The sequence below is a fragment of the Streptomyces sp. NPDC085931 genome (assembly GCF_044540565.1).
GTDB lineage: Bacteria > Actinomycetota > Actinomycetes > Streptomycetales > Streptomycetaceae > Streptomyces.
In genome coordinates this window covers 88,529-112,021 of the sequence record NZ_JBITSK010000022.1, presented here as the reverse complement: position 1 = coordinate 112,021, position 23,493 = coordinate 88,529, and the positions used below count along the sequence as shown (strand labels likewise).

Below are 23,493 nucleotides of genomic sequence, written 5' to 3'. Positions count from 1 at the left end.
GGGGCCGGGGCGCCCCCCGGTTTCCGCATCCGCCCCCCCCCGGCGCCCCCGCCCCCCCCCCCCGCCGGGCCCCCCCCGGGGGGGGCCCCCCCCGGCGGGCCCGGGGGCCCCCCCCCCCCCGGGGCCGGCCCCCGGCACACCTCCGAGCCCGTCCCCTTCATCCCCCTCTGGAGCAAGCACGCCATGTCTCACACCAGTCATGAGTACGACTATGTCGTGATAGGCGGCGGAACCGCTGGTTCCGTCATCGCCTCCCGCCTCACCGAGAACCCGGATGTGACCGTCGCCGTCATCGAGGGCGGCCCCAGCGACGTGGGCCGCGACGACGTGCTGACCCTGCGCCGCTGGATGGGCCTGCTGGGCGGCGAGCTCGACTACGACTACCCGACCACCGAACAGCCGCGCGGGAACTCGCACATCCGGCACAGCCGGGCCCGCGTCCTGGGCGGCTGCTCCTCCCACAACACCCTGATCGCCTTCAAGCCGCTGCCCGCCGACTGGGACGAGTGGGAGGCCGCCGGCGCCCGGGGCTGGGGCGCGGTGCAGATGGAGGCGTACTACGCACGGCTGCTCAACAACATCGTCCCGGTCGACGAGAAGGACCGGAACGCCATCGCCCGGGACTTCGTCGACGCCGCCCAGGAGGCACTGGGCGTGCCCCGCGTGGAGGGCTTCAACAAGGAGCCGTTCACCGAGGGCGTCGGCTTCTTCGACCTCGCCTACCACCCCGAGACCAACAAGCGCTCCTCGGCGTCGGTGGCCTACCTGCACCCGGTGATGGACGAGCGGCCCAACCTGACGATCCTGCTGGAGACCTGGGCGTACAAGCTGCAGCTGGACGGCAACCGCGCCGAGGGCGTGCACGTGCGCACCAAGGACGGCGAGGAGATCCTCGTCAGGGCCCGCAACGAGGTCGTGCTGTGTGCCGGGGCCGTCGACTCGCCGCGGCTGCTGCTGCACTCCGGCATCGGGCCGAAGACCGACCTGGAGAAGCTCGGCATCCCCGTCACGCACGACCTGCCGGGCGTCGGGGAGAACCTGCTCGACCACCCCGAGTCGGTCATCGTCTGGGAGACCAACGGCCCCATCCCGGAGAACTCCGCGATGGACTCCGACGCGGGCCTGTTCGTGCGCCGCGACCCCGAACTGGCGCACCCCGACCTGATGTTCCACTTCTACCAGATCCCCTTCACGGACAACCCGGAGCGACTGGGCTACCAGCGGCCCGAGTTCGGCGTCTCCATGACCCCGAACATCCCCAAGCCGAAGAGCCGCGGCCGGCTGTACCTCACCAGCGCCGACCCCGAGGTCAAGCCCGCCCTGGACTTCCGCTACTTCACCGACGAGGACGACTACGACGGCCGCACCCTCGTCGACGGCATCCGCATCGCCCGCGAGATCGCGAAGACCGAGCCGCTGGCCGGCTGGCTCAAGCGCGAGGTCTGCCCCGGTCCGGACGTCACCGGCGACGAGGAGCTGAGCGAGTACGCCCGCAAGGCCGCGCACACCGTCTACCACCCGGCCGGCACCTGCAGGATGGGCGCCGCCGACGACCGGCTGGCCGTCGTCGACCCCGAGCTGCGCATCCGCGGCCTGGAGGGCATCCGCGTCGCCGACGCCTCCGTGTTCCCCACCATGACCACCGTGAACCCGATGATCGGCGTGCTCATGGTCGGGGAGAAGGCCGCCGAGCTGATCGGTGGTGGTGCCGAGTGACCGCGACCCTCGAACCCCCGGCGGAGCAGACCATGGACACCACCGCTCCCGTCTTCTCGGTCCAGAACCTGTGGAAGGTGTTCGGCCCCAAGGCCGACCGCGTCCCGGGCGACCCCGAGCTCACCGCGCTCGACCCCGCCGAGCTGCGGGAGCGCACCGGCTGCACCGCCGCCGTCCGGGACGTCAGCTTCGACGTGCGCAAGGGCGAGGTCTTCGTCGTCATGGGCCTGTCCGGTTCCGGCAAGTCCACGCTGGTGCGCTGTCTGACCCGGCTGATCGAGCCCACCGCCGGCACGATCGCCATCGACGGCGAGGACGTCCGCGCCATGGACCGCTCCCGGCTGCGCGAACTGCGCCGCCACCGCGCCGCGATGGTCTTCCAGCACTTCGGCCTGCTGCCCCACCGCACGGTCCTCGACAACGTCGCCTACGGCCTGGAGATCCAGGGCGTGGGCAAGGCCGAGCGGCGCGAGCGGGCCGCGGAGATCGTCGCCAAGGTCGGCCTGGAAGGCATGGAGCACCGCCGCCCCGGCCAGCTCTCCGGCGGCCAGCGGCAGCGCGTGGGCCTCGCCCGGGCCCTCGCCGTCGACCCCGAAGTCCTGCTGTTCGACGAGCCGTTCAGCGCGCTCGACCCGCTGATCCGGCGCGACATGCAGGAGGAGGTCGTCCGGCTGCACCGCGAGGAGGGCCGCACGATGGTCTTCATCACCCACGACCTCCAGGAGGCCCTCAAGCTCGGCGACCGCATCGCCCTGATGCGCGACGGCCGGGTCGTGCAGCTCGGCACCCCCGAGGAGATCGTCGGCGCGCCCGCCGACGACTACGTCCGCGCGTTCGTCCGGGACGTCCCGCGCGAGCAGGTCATGACGGTCCGCACGGCCATGCGCCGCCCGTCGGCGGAGCTGGACGGCAGCGGACCGGCCGTCCGGCCCGAGGCGACGGTCTCCGAGGCCATCGAGGCGGTCGCCCGCGCCGGCGCTCCGGCCCGGGTCATGGACCACGGCCGGTGCGTGGGCATGGTCGACTCCGACACCCTCCTCGGGGTCGTCGCCGGAACGCAGCAGCCCGCACCACCGGGGACGGAGCAGCCCGAGGAGGCGTTGTGATGGCGACCGTCACCGCGAACCCGCCCCGCCCCGGCCTGCCCGGGCTGCTGAAGAACGCGACCGTGCGCAAGCTGCTGCTGCTGGCCGTCGCCGCCGCGGTGCTCGTGCCGCTGGCCGACGCCCGCTGGTCGAGCGGCAGCTGGCCGGCCGCGCTGACCGTCGACCTGTCCGGCCCGCTGGCCAGGACCAGCGACTGGATCATCGACAACCGCGACAGCCACCCGCTGTTCCTGTACTTCTTCGGCCACGTCAGCAACGTCGTCGTCATCGCCGTACGGGCCGTCTACCTCACCCTCCTGGCCGTCGGCTGGGCAGGCGTCACCGCCCTGGGCGCGCTGGTCGCCTGGCGCGTCGCGGGCGTGCGGCTGGCCCTCGGCACGGCCGTCGCCTTCCTCGCCTGCGGCCTGCTCGGCATGTGGGTGCCGACCATGCAGACCCTCGCCCTGATGGTCGTCGCGGTCCTCGCCTCGATCGTGGTGGGTGCGCTGCTGGGGCTCGCCGCCGGGCTGTCCGACCGGATGGACCGCGCCCTGCGCCCGGTCCTGGACACCATGCAGGTGCTGCCCGCCTTCGCCTACCTGCTGCCGGTCGTCCTCGTCTTCGGCATCGGCGTCCCGGCGGCCGTCCTGGCCACCGTCGTCTACGCCGCCCCGCCCATGGCCCGGCTGACCTCGCTCGGTCTGCGCGGCGCCGACAAGGAGGTGCTGGAGGCCGTCGAGTCGCTCGGCGCCACCGCCCGCCAGCGGCTGCTGACCGCGCGCATCCCGCTGGCCCGCAAGGAACTCCTCCTCGGCGTCAACCAGACGATCATGATGGCGCTGTCCATGGCCGTCATCGCCGCCGTCATCGGCGCGGGCGGTCTCGGTGACCGCGTCTACCAGGCCCTGGCCTCCGTCGACGTCGGTGCCGCGCTCGCCGCGGGCATCCCGATCGTGCTGCTGGCCGTCGTCCTGGACCGCGTCACCGGCGCGGCGGGGGAGAAGCTGGGCGCCGAACCCGAGGCGCACAGCGGGCGCGGCTGGCTCTACGCCCTCGCCGGTGTCGTCGCCGTGGCGGTCGCCGGGCGGCTCGCGGGCCGCCTCGACTGGCCCGACGCGTGGGTCGTCGGCATCGCCGAGCCCGTCAACCGGGCCGTCGACTGGATGACCGCGCACCTGTACTCGGGCGTGCCCGTCGTCGGCGGCACCGCAGACTGGGCCGGCCACTTCACCACCTGGGTCCTCGACCCGGTGCGCGACGGCCTCCAGGCGCTGCCCTGGTGGGCGGTCCTGCTGACCGTCGCCGCCCTGGCCTGGGTGATCGGCACCTGGCGCACCGCGCTCACCGCCGTCCTCGCCATGGCCGCGATCGGTGTCCTCGGCGTCTGGAAGCCGTCCCTGGACACCCTGTCCCAGGTGCTCGCGGCCGTCGCCGTCACGCTCGTCGCCGGCGTCGCCGTCGGGATCGCCGCGGCCCGCAGCGACCGTCTTGAGCGGGCACTGCGCCCGGTCCTCGACGTCCTCCAGACGATGCCGCAGTTCGTCTACCTGATCCCGGTCGTCGCCCTGTTCGGCGTCGGCCGCGCCCCGGCGGTCGCCGCCGCGATCGTGTACGCGCTGCCGGCCGTCGTGCGCATCACCACCCAGGGCCTGCGCCAGGTCGACCCGGCCGCCCTGGAGGCGTCCGGCTCGCTCGGCGCGACCAGCTGGCAGCAACTGCGGCAGGTCCAGCTCCCGCTGGCCCGCCCGGCCCTGCTGCTCGCCGTCAACCAGGGCCTCGTCCTGGTCCTCGCCGTCGTCGTCATCGGCGGCCTGGTCGGCGGCGGCGCCCTCGGCTACGACGTCGTCTTCGGCCTCGCCCAGGGCGACCTGGCGACCGGTCTGGTGGCCGGCGCGGCGATCGTCTGCCTGGGCCTGATGCTCGACCGGGTGACCCAGCCCACCGAACGCCGCGCGCGGAAGGGAGCCTGACATGCGCGTCCGTACCACCGCCGCGATCGCCGCGGTGAGCTCCCTGACGCTGCTCACCGGCTGCGGCGCCGCCGACATGACCAAGCAGGCCTCGCCCTTCGCCAACGCGCGGGGCGCGAAGACCGTGACCCTGTCCGTGCAGTCCTGGGTGGGCGCGCAGGCCAACGTGGCCGTCGCCCAGTACCTCCTGGAGCACGAGCTGGGCTACCGCGTCGACACCGTCCAGGTCGACGAGGTGCCCGCCTGGGACGCGCTCAGCCAGGGCCGGGTCGACGCGCTCCTGGAGGACTGGGGCCACCCCGAGCAGGAGAAGCGCTACGTCGACGACAAGAAGACGATCGCCCGCGGCGGCGAACTCGGCGTCACCGGCCACATCGGCTGGTTCGTCCCGACGTACCTCGCCGAGCAGCACCCGGACATCACCCACTGGAAGAACCTGAACAAGTACGCCGGCCTCTTCCGCACCCCGGAGAGCGGCGACAAGGGCCAGCTGATGGACGGTTCGCCGTCCTACGTCACCAACGACAAGGCCCTGGTGAAGAACCTGAAGCTGGACTACCAGGTGGTGTTCGCCGGGTCCGAGGCGGCGCAGATCACCCAGATCAAGCAGTTCGCCAAGGAGAAGAAGCCCTTCCTCACCTACTGGTACTCGCCGCAGTGGCTGTTCGAGAAGGTCCCGATGACCGAGGTGGAGCTGCCGCCGTACAAGGAGGGCTGCGACGCCGATCCGGAGAAGGTCGCCTGCGCCTATCCGCACACGCCGCTGGAGAAGTACCTCAACGCGGACTTCGCCAGGAAGGGCGGTGAGGCGGCGGCCTTCCTGAAGAAGTTCCAGTGGACGACGGAGGACCAGAACGAGGTCTCCCTGATGATCGCCGAGCAGAAGATGTCCCCCGAGGACGCGGCGAAGAAGTGGGTGGACAGCCACGAGTCCACGTGGCGGAAGTGGCTGTCCTGACGTTCACCGCAGCAGCCGGCCGGCGATCTCCCGCAGCGCGTGGGTGGCCCGCCGCTGGAGTCCCGGCCCGAAGGTGACCCGGGTGGCCCCTCGCGCGCCGAGTTCGGCGGGCGAGGGGCCGTCCTCGGTGAAGACCCCCGCGTTGACCGGCCCCTGGATCCCGGCCCGCAGCAGGGGCAGGACCTCCAGGGGCGCCTTGATCGGGTAGACGCAGTCGGCGCCCGCCGCCACGTACAGCGCGGCCCGCTCGATGGCCCGTGCGGGATCGGCGACCCCGCAGGCGAAGGTGTCCACCCGGGCGTTGACGAAGAGCCGGTCACCGGCCGCCGCCCGCACCTCGGCGAGCCACTCGGCGTGCCGGTGCGGGTCCTTGAGCACCCCCTTCCCGGAGTCCTCCAGGTTGCAGCCGACCGCGCCGGTCTCCAGCAGCCGTTCCACCAGTTCCGCGGGCGCGAGCCCGTAGCCGCCCTCCACGTCCGCCGACACCGGCACGTCGACGGCGCGGACGATCCGGGCGACCGCCGCGAACATCTCGTCGGCCGGGACCTGCCCGTCCTCGTACCCGAGGGAGGCGGCGACCCCGGCGCTGGGCGTGGCCAGCGCCGGGAACCCGGCCTCCGCGAACACCCGGGCGCTGGCGGCGTCCCAGGGGCCGGGCAGCACGAGCGGATCGTCCGGCGTCCGGTGCCGGTGCAGCGCGCGGAACGCGTCGGCCTTGCTCATGGTGTGTGACCCCCCGGCGGAATCCGGCGGGCGACCATCATCCGGTTCCAGTTGTTGATGGCGACGATCAGGCCGACCAGATGGGCCAGCCGGGCCTCGTCGAAGTGCTCGGCGGCCCGCTCGAACACCTCGTCCGGCACGAAGCCCCCGGTCAGCACGGTCACCGCCTCGGTCAGCGCCAGCGCCGCCCGCTCCCGCTCGCCGAAGACGTCCCCGGCCTCCTCCCAGGCGGCGAGCAGGTCGAGCTGCCGCTCGCTCACCCCGTACTGCCGGGCGATCGCCAGATGCATGTCGAGACAGAACGCGCACCGGTTGAGCTGCGAGGCGCGGATCACGACCAGCTCCGCCAGGGCCGGATCGCCCAGGCCCTCCTTCGCCGCGGCGCTCAGGGCCGACAGGGCCCGGGCCACCGCCGCGTCGAGGGCCCGCGTCCGGGCCGTCACTTGTACTGGCCCGGCTGGTAGTGCCCCGGCGCCATGCGGCAGGTCACCCCGAACCGGTTCCAGGCGTTGATCGTGGTGATCGCCGCGAGCAGCTGCGCCAGTTCGGCCTCCTCGAAGTGCCGGGCGGCGTTCTCGTACACGGCGTCCGGGACGAACCCGTCCGTCAGGACCGTCACGGCCTCCGTCAGCTCCAGCGCCGCGATCTCCTTCTCCGTGTAGAAGTGCCGCGACTCCTCCCAGGCGCTGAGCTGCACGATCCGCTCCACCCGCTCGCCCGCCGCCAGGGCGTCCTTGGTGTGCATGTCGATGCAGAAGGCGCAGTGGTTGATCTGGGAGGCGCGGATCTTCACCAGCTCGTACAGGGTGTGGTCCAGGCCCTGCCGGGCCGCGATGTCCAGCCGGACCATCGCCTTGTAGACCTCGGGTGCGTGCTTGGCCCAGTCCAGGCGGGCGGGCTGCTCGGCAGCGTACGTCCGGCCCGTCTCGTCGAGGTGTGTCGTCATGCCCTCGACCCTAGGGAGGAAGCAGCCCAGGAGTATGGTCCATTTCCATGGCGGATCAGTGGGCCACTTTGGGCGTCGACCTGCACCTGGAGCCGTCCGGCCCGGGCCTGCGCAAAGGGCTCACCGACGCCCTGCGCGAGGCGGTGCGCTCCGGCCGGCTGGCCCCGGGCACCCGGCTGCCCTCCTCCCGCTCGCTCGCCGCCGACCTGGGCATCGCCCGCAACACGGTCGCCGGCGCCTACGCCGACCTGGTCGCCGAGGGCTGGCTCACGGCCCGTCAGGGCTCCGGCACCCGGGTCGCGACCGGGATGTCCGCCCCACCCGCACGGCCGTGGGGCAGGACCGCCGTCCCGCAGGCGAGGACGGCACCGCGCCCCCTCGCACCGGCCCGCCCCGCCTACGACCTGCGCCCCGGCAGCCCCGACCTGGCGTCCTTCCCGCGCGCCGAGTGGCTCAAGGCCGCCCGCCGCGCCCTCGACGCCGCCCCCTACCACGCCCTGGACTACGGCGACCCGCGCGGCCGCCCCGAGCTGCGGACCGCGCTCGCCGGGTACCTCGCCCGGGCCCGGGGCGTGCGCGCCGACCCGGAGCGGATCGTGGTGTGCGGCGGATGCGCGCACGGCCTGAGGCTGCTCGGCGCGGTCCTGCGGGCGCGCGGGGCCCGGACGGTCGCGGTGGAGTCGTACGGCCTGGACGTGCACTGGAGGCTGCTGGCCGACGCCGGTCTGCGCACGGTCCCGCTGCCCTTCGACCACCGGGGCACCGACCCCGGCGCACTGACCGGAGCCGACGCGGTCCTGCTCACCCCCGCCCACCAGTTCCCCATGGGTGTGCCACTGCACCGCGACCGCCGGTCCGCCGTCGTCGACTGGGCGCGCCGCACCGGCGGGCTGGTGCTGGAGGACGACTACGACGGCGAGTTCCGCTACGACCGGCAGCCCGTCGGCGCCCTCCAGGGGCTGGACCCCGACCGGGTGGTCTACCTGGGCACCGCGAGCAAGTCCCTCGCGCCCGGGCTGCGGCTGGCCTGGGCGGTGCTGCCGCCGGACCTCGGGGAGGAGGTGGCCGCGGCCAAGGGCGGCGTCGACACCTGCGGGGTGCTCGACCAGCTGACCCTGGCCGAGTTCCTCACCTCCGGCGCCTACGACCGGCACGTGCGCGCCACCCGCCTGCGCTACCGGCGCCGCCGGGACGCCCTGGTCGCCGCCGTGGCGGCCCGGGCCCCCGAGGCCCGGGTCACCGGCATCGCCGCCGGACTGCACGTCCTGCTGCGGCTGCCGCCGGGCACCGAGCAGTCGGTCGTCCAGGCCGCGCACTGGCGCGGCCTGTCGGTTCACGGGCTGGCCGGCTACCGGCACGCCGACACGGCCGCCGAGCCGGTCGACGCCCTGGTCGTCGGATACGGGACCCCGCCGGACCACGCCTGGTCGGGAGCGCTGGACGCGCTGTGCGCGGTCCTGCCCGGATGAGGAACGGCCCCTTCCCGGCCGACCCGGACGCACTGACCGCGGGCCGCCGGCCAGCGCCGCGGCGACACCCGGCCAAGCTGCCACCCGGCCGAGGAACGGCCCACCCCCGACCACCCCCTCCGCTCACGCAGGCCCGTCCGCCCCGGCCCGCTCCTCCACCGGGGCCTCCCCGAACCGCGACAGCGCCAGCGCACCCGCCACCGCCACCGCGAAACCGGCGACCGCCAGCCAGCCGAGCCCCGGCCGCGTCCGGTCCCCGAGCCACACCACGCCGATCAGCGCGGGCGCGACCGTCTCCCCGAGGACGAGCCCGGCGGTGGCCGTCGTCACCGACCCGCGCTGCAGGGCCGAGGTCAGCAGCAGGAACGCGGCCCCGCCGCCGAGCAGCAGCGCGTACACCGCCGGGTCGGTGAGCAGCGCGACGGGCGTCAGGCCGTCGATCAGCCGGACCGCCACCTCCACCACCCCGAACCCCAGCCCGGAGCCCAGACCCAGCGCGAGCGCCCGCCCCCGCTCCGGCAGCCGTCCGGCGGCCGCCCCGAGCAGCAGCACCCCGGCCACCGCCCCGAGCAGCGCCCACTCGAGCCAGCCCGGCCCGGACTCGTCGCCCTCGGCGCCGGAGGCCAGCCCCAGCAGCGCGAGCCCGGCGCACACCACCCCCACCGCGGCCCACTCCACCCGGCTCAGCCGCACCTTGAGCAGCCGTGCCGCGACGACGGCCGTGACGGCGAGGCTTGCCGCCAGGGCCGCCCCCACGGCATAGATCGGCACCGACCGCAGCGCGAGGACCTGCAGGACGAAACCGACCCCGTCCAGCGCGAGCCCGGCCAGGTACCGCCACTGCCGCAATGCCCGCCACAGCAGCGCCACGTCCCCGCCCGGCCCGCTCGCCGCGGCCGCCCGCGCGGCGATCGCCTGCAGCACCGTCGCTGTGCCGAAGCAGACCGCCGCACCCAGGGCACACACCATTCCAAAGATCACAAATCGACCCTAGGGGAGGGGGCGGGACAGGGGGGCCCTGCACGGCCGCTCGCACCGATCTCTAGGCTGACCGTTAGCAGTACATGACAGGCAGCGCACGGGGGAGTGGCAGCGGTATGGCGGAGACACGGCGGCGACTGCGTTCGAGCACAGTGGTCCTCGGCGGCATGGGCGTCCTCGCGGCGGCCCTGTCCGCCTGCGGCTCCGACCCGGACCGCCGCTGCGTGGACCGCGACAGCTACGACTACATCAACGGCTACAAGATCGTGGCCGACAAGAACTGCAAGTCGGGTTCCTCCTCCACCGGCAAGAGCCGCAAGAAGGCCCGCGGCGGGGCCACGAACGCCGACTGGTACTACGACGCCGACGTCAGCAACGGCTACGCGGACAACGGCACCTTCAGCCGCAGCGAGGCCGTCGACCGGGGCGGCTTCGGCTGCTCGGGCGGCAGCGGCGGCGGCTGACCGGACGCGCAGCGATGGAACGCCGTACCACCACACCGCGCCCCGGCTGGCAGCAGACCGTCGAGGAACAGGGCCTGATCTACCCCCTGACCCGCTACCCCGACGGCTCCCTGCGCCCCTACTGGGACGAGAGCGCCTACTACGTCTTCGGCCTGCCCGAGATCGAGGCCCTGGAGGAGGTGGTCGAGGAGCTGCACCGCATGTGCCTGGCGGCGGCCGAGCACATCGTCACCGAGGACCGCTTCGCCGACCTGGGCATCACCGACCCGCGGGTGGTCCGCGCGGTCACCGAGGCCTGGCACCGCCGCGCCGAACTCCCCTCCCTCTACGGCCGCTTCGACCTCCACTACGACGGCACGGGCCCGGCCAAACTGCTGGAGTACAACGCCGACACCCCCACGTCCCTGGTGGAGGCCGCGTCCCCGCAGTGGTTCTGGATGGAGGAGCGCTTCCCCGGCGCCGACCAGTGGAACTCCCTGCACGAGCGGCTCATCGACGCCTGGAAGAACCAGGCGGACCTCCTCCCGCCCGGCAGCCCCCTCTACTTCGCTTACTCCTCGGCCGACGAACTGGGCGAGGACCTCATGACGGTCGCCTACCTCAAGGAGACCGCCGAGCAGGCCGGCCTTTCCACCGACTGGATCTCCATGGAGGAGATCGGCTGGGACCGCCTCTCCGGCCGCTTCGTCGACCAGCGCCTGCGCTTCATCCGCAGCGTCTTCAAGCTCTACCCCTGGGAGTGGCTCACCACCGACCGCTTCGCCGGGCACGTCCTGGACACCCTGGACAACGGCGGCGGCACGGGCTCCACGCTGTGGATCGAACCGGCCTGGAAGATGCTCCTCAGCAACAAGGCCCTGCTGGCGATCCTGTGGGACCTCTACCCGGACCACCCCAACCTGCTGCCCGCGTACCTGGACGGCCCCCGGGAACTGGCCGCCACCGGCTGGGTCGCCAAGCCGCTGCTGGGCCGCGAGGGAGCGGGCGTCACGATCCACGAGTCCGGCACGGACCCCACCCCGCGCGACGAGCCCTGCTGCTACCAGCGACTGGCCCCGCTGCCCGACTTCGACGGCAACCGCGTCGTCCTGGGCGCCTGGGTGGTGCAGAACGAGTCGGCGGGCCTGGGCATCCGCGAGTCCTCGGGCCTGATCACGGACGAGTACGCGAGATTCCTGCCCCACGTGATCCTCTGAGGGCCGAAACCCGCGCCCGGCCGCGCGGGGTGACCCGGTAGGCTGACCGGGGGCCGTGACTGGCGCGCTGGGATGGACGAACCATCGGGGAGCGGCCCGCGCAGAACAGAGCCGTGCGCCTGGGCCGTACCGTGAACGCTGAACGCAACGTCCGGAGGTCCTCATGTCCGCAGAGCTCAGCCCCGCTTCCACCGCCTACCGCGCCGCCCTCGACGTCATCCGCGCCGTGGAGCCGCGCGTGGCGGACGCCATCGGCCAGGAGGTCGCCGACCAGCGCGAGATGCTCAAGCTGATCGCCTCCGAGAACTACGCCTCCCCGGCCACGCTCCTGGCGATGGGCAACTGGTTCAGCGACAAGTACGCCGAGGGCACCATCGGCCGCCGCTTCTACGCCGGCTGCCGCAACGTCGACACCGTCGAGTCGCTCGCCGCCGAGCACGCCAAGGAACTCTTCGGCGCCCGCCACGCCTACGTCCAGCCGCACTCCGGCATCGACGCCAACCTCGTCGCCTTCTGGTCGGTCCTGGCCCAGCGCGTGGAGGTCCCGGCCCTGGAGAAGGCCGGCGCCCGCCAGGTCAACGAGCTGTCCGAGGAGGACTGGGCGGAGCTGCGCCGCGCCTTCGGCAACCAGCGCATGCTCGGCATGTCCCTGGACGCCGGCGGCCACCTCACCCACGGCTTCCGCCCGAACATCTCCGGCAAGATGTTCGACCAGCGTTCCTACGGCACCGACCCGGCCACCGGCCTGCTGGACTACGAGGCCCTGCGCGCCACGGCCCGCGAGTTCAAGCCGCTGATCATCGTCGCGGGCTACTCGGCCTACCCCCGTCTGGTGAACTTCCGGATCATGCGCGAGATCGCCGACGAGGTCGGCGCCACGCTGATGGTCGACATGGCGCACTTCGCCGGCCTGGTCGCGGGCAAGGTCCTCACCGGCGACTTCGACCCGGTGCCGCACGCCCAGATCGTGACGACGACCACCCACAAGTCGCTGCGCGGCCCGCGCGGCGGCATGGTCCTGTGCGACGACTCGCTGAAGGACCAGGTCGACCGCGGCTGCCCGATGGTCCTCGGCGGCCCGCTCCCGCACGTCATGGCCGCCAAGGCCGTCGCCCTCGCCGAGGCCCGCCAGGAGTCCTTCCGCGACTACGCCCAGCGCATCGTCGACAACTCCCGCGCCCTGGCCGAAGGCCTGATGCGCCGCGGCGCGACGCTGGTCACGGGCGGTACGGACAACCACCTGAACCTGATCGACGTCGCCTCCTCCTACGGCCTCACCGGCCGCCAGGCCGAGGCCGCCCTGCTGGAGTCGGGCATCGTCACCAACCGCAACGCGATCCCCGCCGACCCGAACGGCGCCTGGTACACCTCCGGCATCCGCATCGGCACCCCCGCCCTGACCACCCGCGGTCTCGGCACGGCCGAGATGGACGAGGTCGCCGGCCTGATCGACCGCGTCCTCACCACCACCGAGCCGGGCACCACCAAGTCGGGCGCCCCCTCCAAGGCCGCCCACGTCCTCGACGCGAAGGTGGCCGACGAGATCTCCCGCCGCGCCACGGACCTGGTGGCGGGCTTCCCGCTGTACCCGGAGATCGACCTCGGCTGAAGCGTCCCGTGAGGGGCGCGGGGAACCGCGCGACCAGCCACAAGGGTCCGCGGTTCCCCACTGCCGAAACCACCCACGGCCCTCTGAGACAATAAGCGGCATGGCCTCTGACCGACCCCGCGTGCTCTCCGGCATCCAGCCCACCGCCGGCTCGTTCCACCTCGGCAACTACCTCGGCGCCGTCCGCCAGTGGGTGGCCCTGCAGGAGTCGCACGACGCGTTCTACATGGTGGTCGACCTGCACGCGATCACGGTCCCGCAGGACCCCGAGGACCTGCGCGCGAACACGCGCCTGGCCGCCGCCCAGCTCCTCGCGGCCGGTCTCGACCCGGACCGCTGCACGCTCTTCGTGCAGAGCCACGTCCCCGAGCACGCCCAGCTCGCCTGGGTCATGAACTGCCTCACCGGCTTCGGCGAGGCGTCCCGGATGACCCAGTTCAAGGACAAGGCCGCCAAGCAGGGCGCCGACCGCGCCTCCGTCGGCCTGTTCACGTACCCCATCCTCCAGGTCGCGGACATCCTGCTCTACCAGGCGAACGAGGTCCCCGTCGGCGAGGACCAGCGCCAGCACGTCGAGCTGACCCGCGACCTCGCCGAGCGCTTCAACGGCCGCTTCGGCCCCACCTTCACGGTCCCCAAGCCGTACATCCTCAAGGAGACGGCCAAGATCTACGACCTCCAGGACCCGTCGATCAAGATGAGCAAGTCGGCGTCCACGCCGAAGGGCCTGATCAACCTCCTGGACGAGCCGAAGACCACGGCCAAGAAGGTCAAGAGCGCCGTCACGGACACGGACACGGTGATCCGCTACGACGCCGAGAACAAGCCGGGCGTCAGCAACCTCCTCACGATCTACTCGACCCTCACCGGCGAGACCATCGGCGAGCTGGAGGAGAAGTACGCCGGCAAGATGTACGGCGCGCTGAAGACGGACCTCGCCGAGATCATGACCGAGTTCGTCACGCCGTTCCGGGAGCGCACCCAGCAGTACCTGGACGACCCCGAGACGCTCGACGCGGTCCTGGCCAAGGGCGCCGAGAAGGCCCGTGCCGTCGCCGCCGAGACCCTCGCGCAGGCGTACGACAAGGTCGGCTTCCTGCCCGCCAAGCACTGAACGCCACCCCCGCGCACAGCCGTACCACCGAACAGCGCTGTACATCACTCCGGTTGCGCCTGCCCGTAACCCGGTCGTGGCCGTACAGTCGATAACCGGGTGGTCGTATCAGCGGCCCGCCAACTGAAACGACAGGAGACGACGTGGGGACCGTAACGATCGGTGTGTCGATCGCGGTCCCGGAGCCTCACGGCAGCGAGCTCCAGCAGCTGCGCGCGGGCTTCGGCGACGCCGCTGCTCACGGCATCCCCACGCACGTCACCCTGCTGCCGCCGACGGAGATCGACGAGGCCGCGCTGCCGGCCGTCGAGGCGCACCTCACCGAGGTCGCCGCGGCCGGCCGGCCCTTCCCGATGCGGCTGTCCGGCACCGGCACCTTCCGGCCCCTGTCGCCGGTGGTGTTCGTCCGGGTCGTCGCCGGGGCGGAGGCCTGCACCCGGCTCCAGCAGCAGGTCCGCGACCCCGCCGGGCCGATCGCACGCGAACTGCAGTTCCCGTACCACCCGCACGTCACCGTGGCGCACGGCATCGACGAGGCCGCCATGGACCGCGCCTTCGAGGAGCTGGCCGGCTACGCGGCCGAATGGCCCTGCACCGGCTTCGCGCTCTACGAACAGGGCGCCGACGGCGTCTGGCGCAAGCTGCGCGAGTTCCCCTTCGGCGGCCCCGTCGTCCCCTCGCAGGCCGGCCGCTTCGATCACGGCTCGGTCCCCACGCGCTGACCGCCAGGGCCTGAAGGTCAGATCGGCAGGCGGCGGAACACTCCGCGTGGCAGGTGGCGCAGCGCCGCCATCACCACGCGCAGCGCTCCCGGCACCCACACCGTCTCCGAGCGGCGGCGCAGCCCCAGCTCCACCGCCGTCGCGACCGCCTCGGGCGTGGTCGCCAGCGGTGACTCGGGCAGCCCGGCGGTCATCCGCGTCCGCACGAAGCCGGGGCGGACGACCATGACGTGCACGCCGGTGCCGTGCAGCGCGTCGCCCAGGCCCTGCGCGAAGGCGTCCAGGCCGGCCTTGCTGGAGCCGTAGATGAAGTTGGCGCGGCGGGCCCGCTCGCCCGCGACGGAGGACATCACGACCAGCGAGCCGTGCCCCTGCGACTGCAGCGAGCGGGCGCACACCAGGCCCGCCGAGACCGCGCCGGTGTAGTTGGTCTGCGCGACCCGCACCGCCGCCTCCGGCTCCCGTTCGTCACGGGCCTGGTCGCCGAGCAGCCCGAAGGCGAGCAGCACCAGGTCGATGTCGCCCTCGGCGAAGACCTTGCCGAGCACGGCCTCGTGGGAGGCGGGGTCGAGCGCGTCGAAGGCGACGGTGTGCACGTCCGCCCCGAGTCCGCGCAACTGCCCGGCGGCCTCCTCCAGCGCGGGTGAGGGACGGCCCGCCAGCCAGACCGTGCGGGTGCGGCGGGCGATCAGCCGGCGGGCGGTGGCCAGCGCGATCTCGGACGTACCGCCGAGGACGAGCAGGGACTGGGGGAGGCCGAAGGCGTCCTTCATGACAGCTCCTAGGGATCGCTTCAGAGGTGGAGGCGGCGGGCCAGGTCGGAGACGAACACCCCGTGCGGGTCCAGCTCGGCGCGCAGGGCCCGGAAGTCGTCCAGGCGGGGGTACATCGCCGCGAGCAACTCCGGGCGCAGCCGGGCGTCCTTGGCGAGGTAGACGCGCCCGCCCGCGGCGGCGACCTCCTCGTCGAGCTCGTCGAGGAACGCGCCGAGGCCGGGCAGGCCCGCCGGGATGTCCAGCGCCAGCGTCCAGCCGGGCACCGGGAAGGACAGCCAGCCCGGGTCGGACTCGCCGAAGCGCTTGAGGACGGCCAGGAAGGACGGGCAGCGGCGTTCGGAGATCCGGCGCACGATGCGGCGCAGGGCGTCCTCCTGGCCGTAGCCGACCACGAACTGGTACTGCACGAAGCCGCCCCGGCCGTAGACGCGGTTCCAGTGGGGGACGCCGTCCAGGGGGTGGAAGAAGGCGGAGATCCGCTGGAGCCGGCCCCTGCGTGCCCGGGGGGCCTTGCGGTACCAGAGCTCGTTGAACAGGCCCACGGTGGTCCGGCTGAGCAGGCCCTCGGGCAGGGCGGCGGGGGCGGAGGGCAGGCGCGAGGTGCGGAAGGAGAGCGCGTCGCGGCGCATGCGGGCGGGGAGCGCGTCCAGGGGCGCGTGGTCGCCGCGGGTGAGGACCGCGCGGCCGGTGGCGGCGCCGCGGGCCAGCAGGTCGATCCAGGCGACGGAGTAGCGGTAGCGGTGGTCGGTGGCGGCCAGCCGGGCCATCAGGTCGTCGAGGTCGGTGGCGCGTTCGGTGTCGACCGACATCAGCGAGGTCTCGACCGGCTGGAGCCGGATCGTGGCGGTGAGGATCACCCCGGTCAGGCCCATGCCGCCGGCGGTCGCGTCGAACAGCGGCGTGCCGGGGATCACCGTGTGGATCTCGCCGTCCGCGGTGAGCAGTTCGAGGGCGAGCACGTGCCGTGCGAAGGAGCCCGAGACGTGGTGGTTCTTGCCGTGGATGTCGGCGCCGATCGCCCCGCCGACGGTGACGTAGCGGGTTCCGGGCGTGACCGGCACGAACCAGCCGAGGGGCAGCAGCACTTCCATCAGGCGGTGCAGGGACACGCCCGCGTCGCACAGCACGGTGCCGCCGTCGGCGTCGATCGCGTGCACCCGGTCCAGACCCGTCATGTCGAGCACGGCCCCGCCCGCGTTCTGCGCGGCGTCGCCGTACGCCCGGCCCAGGCCCCGGGGGATTCCGCCGCGTTCCCCGCAGCCGCGGACGGCCGCCGCCGCCTCCTCGTACGTCCGCGGGCGGATCAGCCGGGCGGCGGTGGGAGCGGTGCGGCCCCAGCCGGTGACGGTGGTGTGGTCGAGACCCGGGACGTCCGGGACGGAATCGGGGACGGAGTCGGTGTCGGCAGACATGTCGGTGACCGTATCGCCCTAGTGTGGGCGATGAGTTCGGGAACATGGCATCCCTCCCCGAAATGGGTGATTAATGGGATGTCGCTCAATAGTGACGGAGTTCAGGCGAGTCGGGCGTGAACAGTGAGTCCACATGGACGACCTCGACGACCTGCACGACATGGACCACCGGATCGTTTCGGCGCTCAGGGCGTGCGGCACCGACCCGCGCGTGGCCGGCGCCGCACGCGCCCTGTCCTGGGCGGGGGAGCACGCGGCACTGTGGCTGGCGGCGGGGCTCGCCGGAGCCGCCGTCGACCCCCGCAGACGCGGCGCCTGGCTGCGGGGCACCGCCCTCACCGCCGGGGCGCACCTGGTCAGCATGGGAGTGAAACGGATCGTGCGCCGCCCGCGCCCCGCGCACGTCGACCCCCTGGTGCGCACCGCCGGCCGGCACTCCTTCCCCAGCTCGCACGCCACCTCGTCCGCGGCCGCCGCCGTCGCCTTCGGCGCCCTGGGCGTCCCCGCGGCCGGGCCGCTCGCCGCCGCCGTGTGCGTCTCCCGCCTGGTCGTCGGTGTCCACTACCCCTCGGACGTCGCCGCCGGCGCGGCCCTCGGCGCCCTCACGGCCCGGCTCGGCGCCCGCTGGATGCGCGGAGGGGCCCACCATGACTGAGACGGCCATCCTCCGCCAGCGCGCCCCCGAGCAGCCGCCCGCGCCCTCTCGCCGGGGCGGTCTCCTGGCCGGTCTGCTCAGAACCGCACGCCCCCGGCAGTGGGTCAAGAACGTCCTCGTGGTCGCCGCCCCGGCCGCCGCCGGGGAACTGTTCTCCCGGCACGCCCTGATCCAACTCGCGCTGGTCTTCGTCCTGTTCACGGCCTGCGCCGCCGCCGTCTACCTCGTCAACGACGCCCGCGACGCCGACGCCGACCGCGCCCACCCCGTCAAACGGCACCGCCCGGTCGCCGCCGGACAGGTCCCGGTGCCCGTCGCCTACGCCGTCGGCGGCCTCCTCGGCGTCCTCGCGCCCGTCGCCGCGGCCCGGCTGTGCGGCCCGGCCGTCGCCGCCCTGCTCACCGCCTACCTCGCCCTGCAACTGGCCTACTGCATCAGCCTCAAGCACGTCCTGGTCGTCGACCTCGCCGTCGTCACCACCGGGTTCCTGATGCGGGCCATGGTCGGCGGGCTCGCCCTCGGCATCCCGCTCTCGCGCTGGTTCCTGATCACGACCGGGTTCGGCGCGCTGTTCATGGTGTCGGCCAAGCGCTACTCGGAGGCCGTGCAGATGGCCGGGAAGGCGGGCGCCACACGGGCGTTGCTCACCGAGTACACCACCGGCTACCTCCGCTTCGTCTGGCAGCTCGCGGCCGGGGTCGCCGTCCTCGGCTACTGCCTGTGGGCCATGGAGGAGGGCGGCGTCCCGCACACCAGCGTGCTGCCCTGGCGGCAGTTGTCCATGATCGCCTTCATCCTGGCGATCCTGCGCTACGCCGTCTTCGCCGACCGCGGCACCGCGGGCGAGCCCGAGGACGTCGTCCTGCGCGACCGGGCGCTCGCCCTCATCGGTGTGGTCTGGGTGGCGATGTACGGCCTGGCGGTGGCCAATTGGTGACCACGCGCGCGTGGCCGGCCCCCGCGCCCGCGCTGCGCCGGGAACTGCTGGGCTTCGCAGCCGCCGGCCTCCTCGCCTACGCGGTCGACCTGGCCCTGTTCACCTGGCTGCGCGGCCCCGGCGGGCTCGGCCCGCTCACCGCCAAGTCCCTGTCCTTCCTGGCCGCCTGCGCGGTCGCCTACGCGGGCAACGCCCTCGGCCCCTACCGGGCCGCGCGCCCCCGCGGCCTGCGCCCCCTCGCCCTGTTCCTCGCCGTGAACCTCGCCGGGGCCGCCGTCCAGCTGCTCTGCCTGGCCGTCAGCCACTACGGCCTCGGACTCACCTCGCAGCGCGCCGACACCGTCTCCGGCGCGATCGTCGGCATGGCCCTGGCCACGGTCCTGCGGTTCTGGGGTACCCGTACATGGGTGTTCCGGGCGGCGGAGGGCAGAGTCGGATCATGGACTGGCTGAAAAAGCTCCCGTTGGTGGGGCCGTGGGCGGCACGGCTGATGATCACCCACGCCTGGCGGTCGTACGAGCGGCTGGACCGCGTGAAGTGGACGCGGCTGGCCGCCGCGATGACCTTCACGAGCTTCGTCGCGCTGTTCCCGCTGCTGACGGTGTCGGCCACCATCGCCGCCGCCACCCTCAGCACCGAGCAGCAGGCCAAGCTGCAGGACAAGATCGCCGAGCAGGTGCCCGGCATCTCCGACCAGCTGGACATCGCGGGACTCGTGGAGAACGCCGGCACCATCGGGCTCATCGCCGGCGCGCTGCTGTTCTTCACCGGCGTCAGCTGGGCCGGATTGATGCGCGAGTGCCTGCGGGCGGTGTGGGAGCTGTCCGACGACGAGGAGAACCCGGTCGTGCGCTACGGCAAGGACGCGGGCGTCCTGATCGGTCTGGGCGGCGCGCTCCTGGTCACCATCGCCGCCTCCGCCGTCGCCTCCGCGATGATCGGCTGGGTCACCCGGGAACTCGGCGTCGACGAGGGCGGCTGGGGCGGGGTGCTGCTGCACGCCGTCGCGTTCCTGCTCGCCGTCCTCGCCAACTTCCTGCTGCTGCTCTACGTCCTGACGCTGCTGCCCGGCGTCGAGCCGACGCGCCACCGCCTGCTCGTGGCGGCCCTGACCGGCGCGGTCGGCTTCGAACTGCTGAAGCTGCTGCTCAGCGGCTACCTCCAGGGCGTGGCCGCGAAGAGCATGTACGGCGCGTTCGGTGTGCCCGTCGCGCTGCTGCTGTGGATCAACTTCACCTCGAAGCTGGTGCTGTTCTGCGCCTCCTGGACGGCGACACGGAGCAAGCAGGACGAGGTCCCGGAGTTCACGGGCGGGTCCGGCGGCGCACCAGATCCGGCAGCGGCCACCGGCGGTTGACCAGGAACGCGCCGCCCGCGAGCAGCACCAGCGCACCCCCGGTGACGCCGAGCGCGACACCGATGCCGCTGGAACCGTCCGCGGCCGGGGCGCTGGCCACCGGCTTGGCGCCCGTCCCGGCCGTGCCCTTCCCGCCGTCCCCGGAGCCGCCGGCCTCGCCGGAGGGGTTCGCGTCGGGCCGGGCACCGGCCTGCGCGGCGCTCTTGGGCGGCACCAGCTCGCCGACCGGCTGCACCTTCCCGGCGGCCTTGAAGCCCCAGTCGAACAGCCGGGCGGTCTCCTTGTAGACCTCGTTGTGCTCGTCCTTCTCCGGATTCATCACCGTCACCAGCAGCACCTTGCCGCCCCGCTCGGCGACCCCGGTGAAGGTGGCGCCGGCGTTGGTGGTGTTGCCGTTCTTGACGCCGGCGATGCCCTGGTAGACGGGCAGGTCCGCGTCACCGGACAGCAGCCGGTTGGTGTTCTGGATCTCGAAGGGCTTGCGGACCTTCTTGCCCTTCTTGTTCTTCTTCGTCTCGCCGGGGAACTTGGCGGTGACCGTCGAGGCGTACTCGCGGAAGTCCGGCTTCTGCATCCCGGAGCGGGCGATCAGCGTCAGGTCGTAGGCCGACGAGACCTGCCCCTCCGCGTCGTAGCCGTCCGGGCTGACCACGTGCGTGTCGAGGGCCTGCAGCTCCTCGGCGTGCTCGTTCATCTCCCGGACGGTGTTCTCGACGCCCTCGTTCATCGCGGACAGCACGTGCACCGCGTCGTTGCCGGAGCGCAGGAAGACGCCGAGCCACAGGTCGTGGACGGTGTAGGTCTCGTTCTCCTTTATGCCGACCATGCTGGAGCCCGGACCGATGCCGGCCAGGTCGGAGGGCACCACCTTGTGCCGGGTGGTGCGCGGGAACTTCGGCAGCAGCGTGTCAGCGAACAGCATCTTCAGCGTGCTCGCCGGGGCGAGGCGCCAGTGCGCGTTGTGCGCGGCCAGCACGTCACCGGTCTCGGCGTCGGCGACGATCCAGGAGCGGGCGCTCAGGTCCTTCGGCAGCACCGGCACGCCGCTCGCCAGGTTCACCTGCGTGCCCGGCCGGCCGAGCCGGGCGCCGCCGACGGTCGACATCGACGCCGGGGGAGTGGCCGACGGGCTCGCCGACGGGCTGCCCGAGGGATTGGGGGCCGCGACGGCGGCGGGCGCGGCCAGGGCGAGGGACGACAGGACGGCGGAGGCGACCAGCAGGGATCGCTGGGCGGTCTTCTTCGGTGCGGGCACGGTCGGAAACGTACATGCCGTGCGAAGGGAAGTCCCGCTTCCGTCCCCACCCCGGGCAAGGAACCGGACAGCCCCTGGCGATACTGGGTGCATGAAGCTCAGCCGCCCCGTGTCCTGGTTCCTGCTCGCCTTCGGGGTGTGGAGCTGGGTCATCTGGATCACTTTCGTCAAGAACCTTGTCAAGGACGGCAGCGGACTCGCGTTCGACGACGGTCGTCCCACGGCGTACTTCTGGGTGCACCTGGTGCTCGCCGTCGTCTCCTTCGTATTGGGGACGGTCGTCGGGGCCATCGGGTTGCGTGGTCTGCGCGCACTGCGCCGGACGTCATAACGGCAATCGGGAGACACGACACCGTGGCCATCGTCTTCGTACTCGTCGCCCTGCTGGTCCTGGCCGTCATCGTGACGGCCAACTGGTACGTGTGGCGCCGCCTGTTCCGCGACACGACCCGCGGTCCCGGCCTCCCCCGCCGCGCGGGCGCGGTCCTGATCGCCGGTGGCTGGGTCCTCGCGATCACGGCCCTGGTCGCGGAACGCACCGGCGCGCCCTTCTGGCTCCAGCAGGTCCTCGCCTGGCCGGGTTTCCTGTGGCTGGCGCTGTCGATGTACCTGCTGCTCGCGGTCCTCGCCGGCGAGATCGTCCGGCCGCTGCTGCGGAGCTTCCTGGAGCGGCGGGACGCAGCCAAGGAGCGGGGCGCGCAGCCCGGCCCGGTGCCGGCGGCCGCGGTGCCGACCGGGAAGCTCACCGTGCCCGGCGGGGCGGCCGAACCCGTGGCGCCCGGCCCGCGGCCCGCGCCCGGCCCGGCCGGGGAACCCGCCCAGCCGCCCACCCCCACGGACCCGGCGGGCACCCCCGCGCCCACCGGCCCCTCCCGCCGCCTCTTCGTCTCCCGGGTCGTCGGCGGGGCGGCGGCCGCCGCCGCCGTCGGCACCGTCGGGTACGGGACGTACGGCGTGCTGCGCGGCCCGAAGGTCAAGCGGGTCACCGTGCCGCTGGCCAAGCTGCCGCGCGGCGCGCACGGGTACCGGATCGCCGTGGTCAGCGACGTGCACCTCGGCCCGGTCCTGGGCCGCGGCTTCGCGCAGAAGGTCGTCGACACCATCAACGCCACCCAGCCCGACCTGATCGCGGTCGTCGGCGACCTGGTCGACGGCAGCGTGCACGACCTGGGCCCCGCCGCCGCCCCGCTGGCCCAGCTGAGAGCGCGTCACGGCTCCTACTTCGTCACCGGCAACCACGAGTACTTCTCCGGCGCCGGGCAGTGGGTCGAGGAGGTCCGGCGGCTCGGCCTGACGCCCCTGGAGAACGCCCGCCGCGAGCTGCCGTTCTTCGACCTGGCCGGGGTCAACGACATCGCCGGCGAGGACGAGGGCCAGGGCCCCGACTTCGCGCGGGCCCTCGGCGACCGGGACCGGGCCCGCGCGTGCGTGCTCCTCGCGCACCAGCCCGTGCAGATCCACGACGCCGTCGAGCACGGCGTCGACCTCCAGCTCTCCGGCCACACCCACGGCGGCCAGCTCTGGCCCGGCAACCTCATCGCCTCCGGCGCCAACCCCACCCTCGCGGGCCTGGAGCGCTACGGCGACACCCAGCTCTACGTCTCCCGCGGCGCCGGAGCCTGGGGCCCGCCCACGCGCGTGGGCGCACCCTCGGACATCACCCTGATCGAACTGGCGTCGAAGCAGGCGTGACCCGGGCGTGCCGCCCGGTGGCGAACCCGACGGCACCGCGTGCCGTACCGGTCTAGGCCGGCGGCGCCTGGCCCTCCGGTTCCGGGGCCGGGGGCGCGGCAGGCGGCTGTTCGTCGCGTCGCCACGTGAGCTGGACCTGGAGGTGGCCCTGGGCACCGGTCCGGGCCAGGACCGCGCCCACTTCGGCGTCGAGCTGGATGCCGAAGTCGACGGTGACCTCGTCGGGGCGTTGGGGCAGGTCGCGCATGCGCCGGATGGTGAGCGCGGCGACCGAGCGCACCTGCTCCAGCGCCGCCGCGAAGGAACCGGTGGCCCGGGCCACCAGGTCGGACGGTGTGGCCGCGTCCACCACCCCGCCGTCGACGCGCTCCAGTTCGGCGACGACCGAGTCCCCGTCGCCCAGGTCGAAACGCACCAGAGTTCCCACGCATCCCCCTGAGGCAGCCGGTCCGAAAG

24 protein-coding genes and 1 riboswitch are annotated in these 23,493 nt (G+C 73.2%); of the genes, 16 read left to right on the top strand and 8 right to left on the bottom strand.

Annotated elements, in window-relative coordinates:
* Nucleotides 1-183 precede the first annotated feature (183 nt).
* From ACIGAN_RS33635 to ACIGAN_RS33620, 4 genes are read left to right on the top strand one after another with little or no spacing between them, the layout of a single operon-like run.
* Nucleotides 184-1,716 (top strand): GMC family oxidoreductase, encoded by a 1,533-nt coding sequence (locus ACIGAN_RS33635; RefSeq protein ID WP_399863199.1) that lies wholly within the window; start codon nucleotides 184-186, stop codon nucleotides 1,714-1,716.
* A 32-nt stretch (nucleotides 1,717-1,748) separates the two neighbouring features.
* Complete coding sequence (locus ACIGAN_RS33630) at nucleotides 1,749-2,822, top strand: glycine betaine/L-proline ABC transporter ATP-binding protein (protein WP_399863208.1); 1,074 nt, start codon at nucleotides 1,749-1,751, stop codon at nucleotides 2,820-2,822.
* Nucleotides 2,822-4,771, top strand: a complete 1,950-nt coding sequence (locus ACIGAN_RS33625; RefSeq protein ID WP_399863197.1) for an ABC transporter permease — start codon at nucleotides 2,822-2,824, stop codon at nucleotides 4,769-4,771. Before ACIGAN_RS33630 ends, ACIGAN_RS33625 begins: the two co-directional genes overlap by 1 nt.
* A gap of 1 nt (nucleotide 4,772) precedes the next feature.
* A complete protein-coding gene (locus ACIGAN_RS33620) occupies nucleotides 4,773-5,729 on the top strand; it encodes an ABC transporter substrate-binding protein (RefSeq protein ID WP_399863195.1) in 957 nt (318 codons plus the stop codon).
* A 3-nt stretch (nucleotides 5,730-5,732) separates the two neighbouring features.
* On the opposite strand, the gene ACIGAN_RS33615 is transcribed toward ACIGAN_RS33620, so the two are convergent.
* The 3 genes from ACIGAN_RS33615 to ACIGAN_RS33605 are packed head-to-tail and all read right to left on the bottom strand — an operon-like array spanning nucleotide 5,733 to nucleotide 7,398.
* Nucleotides 5,733-6,452, bottom strand: a complete 720-nt coding sequence (locus tag ACIGAN_RS33615) for an isocitrate lyase/phosphoenolpyruvate mutase family protein (RefSeq protein WP_399863193.1) — start codon at nucleotides 6,450-6,452, stop codon at nucleotides 5,733-5,735.
* Entirely contained in the window at nucleotides 6,449-6,895 is a 447-nt protein-coding gene (locus tag ACIGAN_RS33610) for a carboxymuconolactone decarboxylase family protein (RefSeq protein WP_399863190.1), read from the bottom strand. The genes ACIGAN_RS33615 and ACIGAN_RS33610 overlap by 4 nt, the downstream gene beginning before the upstream one ends.
* Entirely contained in the window at nucleotides 6,892-7,398 is a 507-nt protein-coding gene (locus tag ACIGAN_RS33605) for a carboxymuconolactone decarboxylase family protein (RefSeq protein WP_365087448.1), read from the bottom strand. Before ACIGAN_RS33605 ends, ACIGAN_RS33610 begins: the two co-directional genes overlap by 4 nt.
* Nucleotides 7,399-7,445: 47 nt before the next feature.
* Between ACIGAN_RS33605 and ACIGAN_RS33600 the strand changes: the two genes are divergently transcribed.
* On the top strand, nucleotides 7,446-8,867 hold the full coding sequence (locus tag ACIGAN_RS33600) for a MocR-like pyridoxine biosynthesis transcription factor PdxR (protein ID WP_399863187.1): 1,422 nt from the start codon (nucleotides 7,446-7,448) through the stop codon (nucleotides 8,865-8,867).
* 123 nt (nucleotides 8,868-8,990) lie between these two features.
* On the opposite strand, the gene ACIGAN_RS33595 is transcribed toward ACIGAN_RS33600, so the two are convergent.
* On the bottom strand, nucleotides 8,991-9,836 hold the full coding sequence (locus ACIGAN_RS33595) for a hypothetical protein (RefSeq protein ID WP_399863185.1): 846 nt from the start codon (nucleotides 9,834-9,836) through the stop codon (nucleotides 8,991-8,993).
* Nucleotides 9,837-9,964: 128 nt separating this feature from the next.
* On the opposite strand from ACIGAN_RS33595, the gene ACIGAN_RS33590 reads away from it, so the two are divergent.
* From ACIGAN_RS33590 to ACIGAN_RS33570, 5 genes are all read left to right on the top strand, one after another.
* Nucleotides 9,965-10,312 (top strand): hypothetical protein, encoded by a 348-nt coding sequence (locus tag ACIGAN_RS33590; protein ID WP_365087444.1) that lies wholly within the window; start codon nucleotides 9,965-9,967, stop codon nucleotides 10,310-10,312.
* A gap of 14 nt (nucleotides 10,313-10,326) precedes the next feature.
* Nucleotides 10,327-11,508 (top strand): glutathionylspermidine synthase family protein, encoded by a 1,182-nt coding sequence (locus ACIGAN_RS33585; protein WP_399863182.1) that lies wholly within the window; start codon nucleotides 10,327-10,329, stop codon nucleotides 11,506-11,508.
* 45 nt (nucleotides 11,509-11,553) lie between these two features.
* A riboswitch (ZMP/ZTP riboswitch) is annotated at nucleotides 11,554-11,640 on the top strand.
* Between the two features lie 31 nt (nucleotides 11,641-11,671).
* Nucleotides 11,672-13,117, top strand: a complete 1,446-nt coding sequence (locus ACIGAN_RS33580; RefSeq protein WP_365735491.1) for a glycine hydroxymethyltransferase — start codon at nucleotides 11,672-11,674, stop codon at nucleotides 13,115-13,117.
* A 100-nt stretch (nucleotides 13,118-13,217) separates the two neighbouring features.
* Entirely contained in the window at nucleotides 13,218-14,231 is a 1,014-nt protein-coding gene (trpS, locus tag ACIGAN_RS33575; protein WP_365735490.1) for a tryptophan--tRNA ligase, read from the top strand.
* Between the two features lie 143 nt (nucleotides 14,232-14,374).
* Nucleotides 14,375-14,953 carry a 2'-5' RNA ligase family protein gene (locus ACIGAN_RS33570; protein WP_365087436.1) on the top strand — a complete coding sequence of 193 codons (579 nt, stop codon included), beginning with the start codon at nucleotides 14,375-14,377 and terminating at the stop codon, nucleotides 14,951-14,953.
* Nucleotides 14,954-14,970: 17 nt separating this feature from the next.
* Here the strand turns inward: ACIGAN_RS33570 and ACIGAN_RS33565 are convergent, their stop codons facing one another.
* Complete coding sequence (locus ACIGAN_RS33565) at nucleotides 14,971-15,726, bottom strand: decaprenylphospho-beta-D-erythro-pentofuranosid-2-ulose 2-reductase (RefSeq protein ID WP_311680125.1); 756 nt, start codon at nucleotides 15,724-15,726, stop codon at nucleotides 14,971-14,973.
* Nucleotides 15,727-15,746: 20 nt separating this feature from the next.
* Nucleotides 15,747-17,141 carry an FAD-dependent oxidoreductase gene (locus ACIGAN_RS33560; protein ID WP_365735486.1) on the bottom strand — a complete coding sequence of 465 codons (1,395 nt, stop codon included), beginning with the start codon at nucleotides 17,139-17,141 and terminating at the stop codon, nucleotides 15,747-15,749.
* Between the two features lie 133 nt (nucleotides 17,142-17,274).
* Here ACIGAN_RS33560 and ACIGAN_RS33555 point away from each other — a divergent pair, with 133 nt between their 5' ends.
* Genes ACIGAN_RS33555 through ACIGAN_RS33540 form a run of 4 tightly spaced genes read left to right on the top strand, consistent with a single transcriptional unit; the run spans nucleotide 17,275 to nucleotide 20,090 of the window.
* Nucleotides 17,275-17,796, top strand: a complete 522-nt coding sequence (locus ACIGAN_RS33555) for a phosphatase PAP2 family protein (RefSeq protein WP_365087430.1) — start codon at nucleotides 17,275-17,277, stop codon at nucleotides 17,794-17,796.
* On the top strand, nucleotides 17,789-18,733 hold the full coding sequence (locus ACIGAN_RS33550; RefSeq protein ID WP_399863178.1) for a decaprenyl-phosphate phosphoribosyltransferase: 945 nt from the start codon (nucleotides 17,789-17,791) through the stop codon (nucleotides 18,731-18,733). The genes ACIGAN_RS33555 and ACIGAN_RS33550 overlap by 8 nt, the downstream gene beginning before the upstream one ends.
* A complete protein-coding gene (locus ACIGAN_RS33545) occupies nucleotides 18,730-19,185 on the top strand; it encodes a GtrA family protein (RefSeq protein WP_365087426.1) in 456 nt (151 codons plus the stop codon). The genes ACIGAN_RS33550 and ACIGAN_RS33545 overlap by 4 nt, the downstream gene beginning before the upstream one ends.
* Complete coding sequence (locus ACIGAN_RS33540) at nucleotides 19,173-20,090, top strand: YihY/virulence factor BrkB family protein (RefSeq protein ID WP_399863176.1); 918 nt, start codon at nucleotides 19,173-19,175, stop codon at nucleotides 20,088-20,090. Before ACIGAN_RS33545 ends, ACIGAN_RS33540 begins: the two co-directional genes overlap by 13 nt.
* Here ACIGAN_RS33540 and ACIGAN_RS33535 read toward each other — a convergent pair.
* Nucleotides 20,038-21,345 carry a D-alanyl-D-alanine carboxypeptidase family protein gene (locus tag ACIGAN_RS33535; RefSeq protein WP_399863174.1) on the bottom strand — a complete coding sequence of 436 codons (1,308 nt, stop codon included), beginning with the start codon at nucleotides 21,343-21,345 and terminating at the stop codon, nucleotides 20,038-20,040. The genes ACIGAN_RS33540 and ACIGAN_RS33535 overlap by 53 nt on opposite strands.
* Nucleotides 21,346-21,436: 91 nt before the next feature.
* Between ACIGAN_RS33535 and ACIGAN_RS33530 the strand changes: the two genes are divergently transcribed.
* A complete protein-coding gene (locus tag ACIGAN_RS33530) occupies nucleotides 21,437-21,676 on the top strand; it encodes an SCO4848 family membrane protein (RefSeq protein ID WP_365087420.1) in 240 nt (79 codons plus the stop codon).
* A 23-nt stretch (nucleotides 21,677-21,699) separates the two neighbouring features.
* Nucleotides 21,700-23,037, top strand: a complete 1,338-nt coding sequence (locus ACIGAN_RS33525) for a metallophosphoesterase (RefSeq protein WP_399863171.1) — start codon at nucleotides 21,700-21,702, stop codon at nucleotides 23,035-23,037.
* Between the two features lie 52 nt (nucleotides 23,038-23,089).
* Here ACIGAN_RS33525 and ACIGAN_RS33520 read toward each other — a convergent pair whose 3' ends face one another.
* Entirely contained in the window at nucleotides 23,090-23,464 is a 375-nt protein-coding gene (locus ACIGAN_RS33520; protein WP_365087416.1) for a CU044_2847 family protein, read from the bottom strand.
* Nucleotides 23,465-23,493 lie beyond the last annotated feature (29 nt).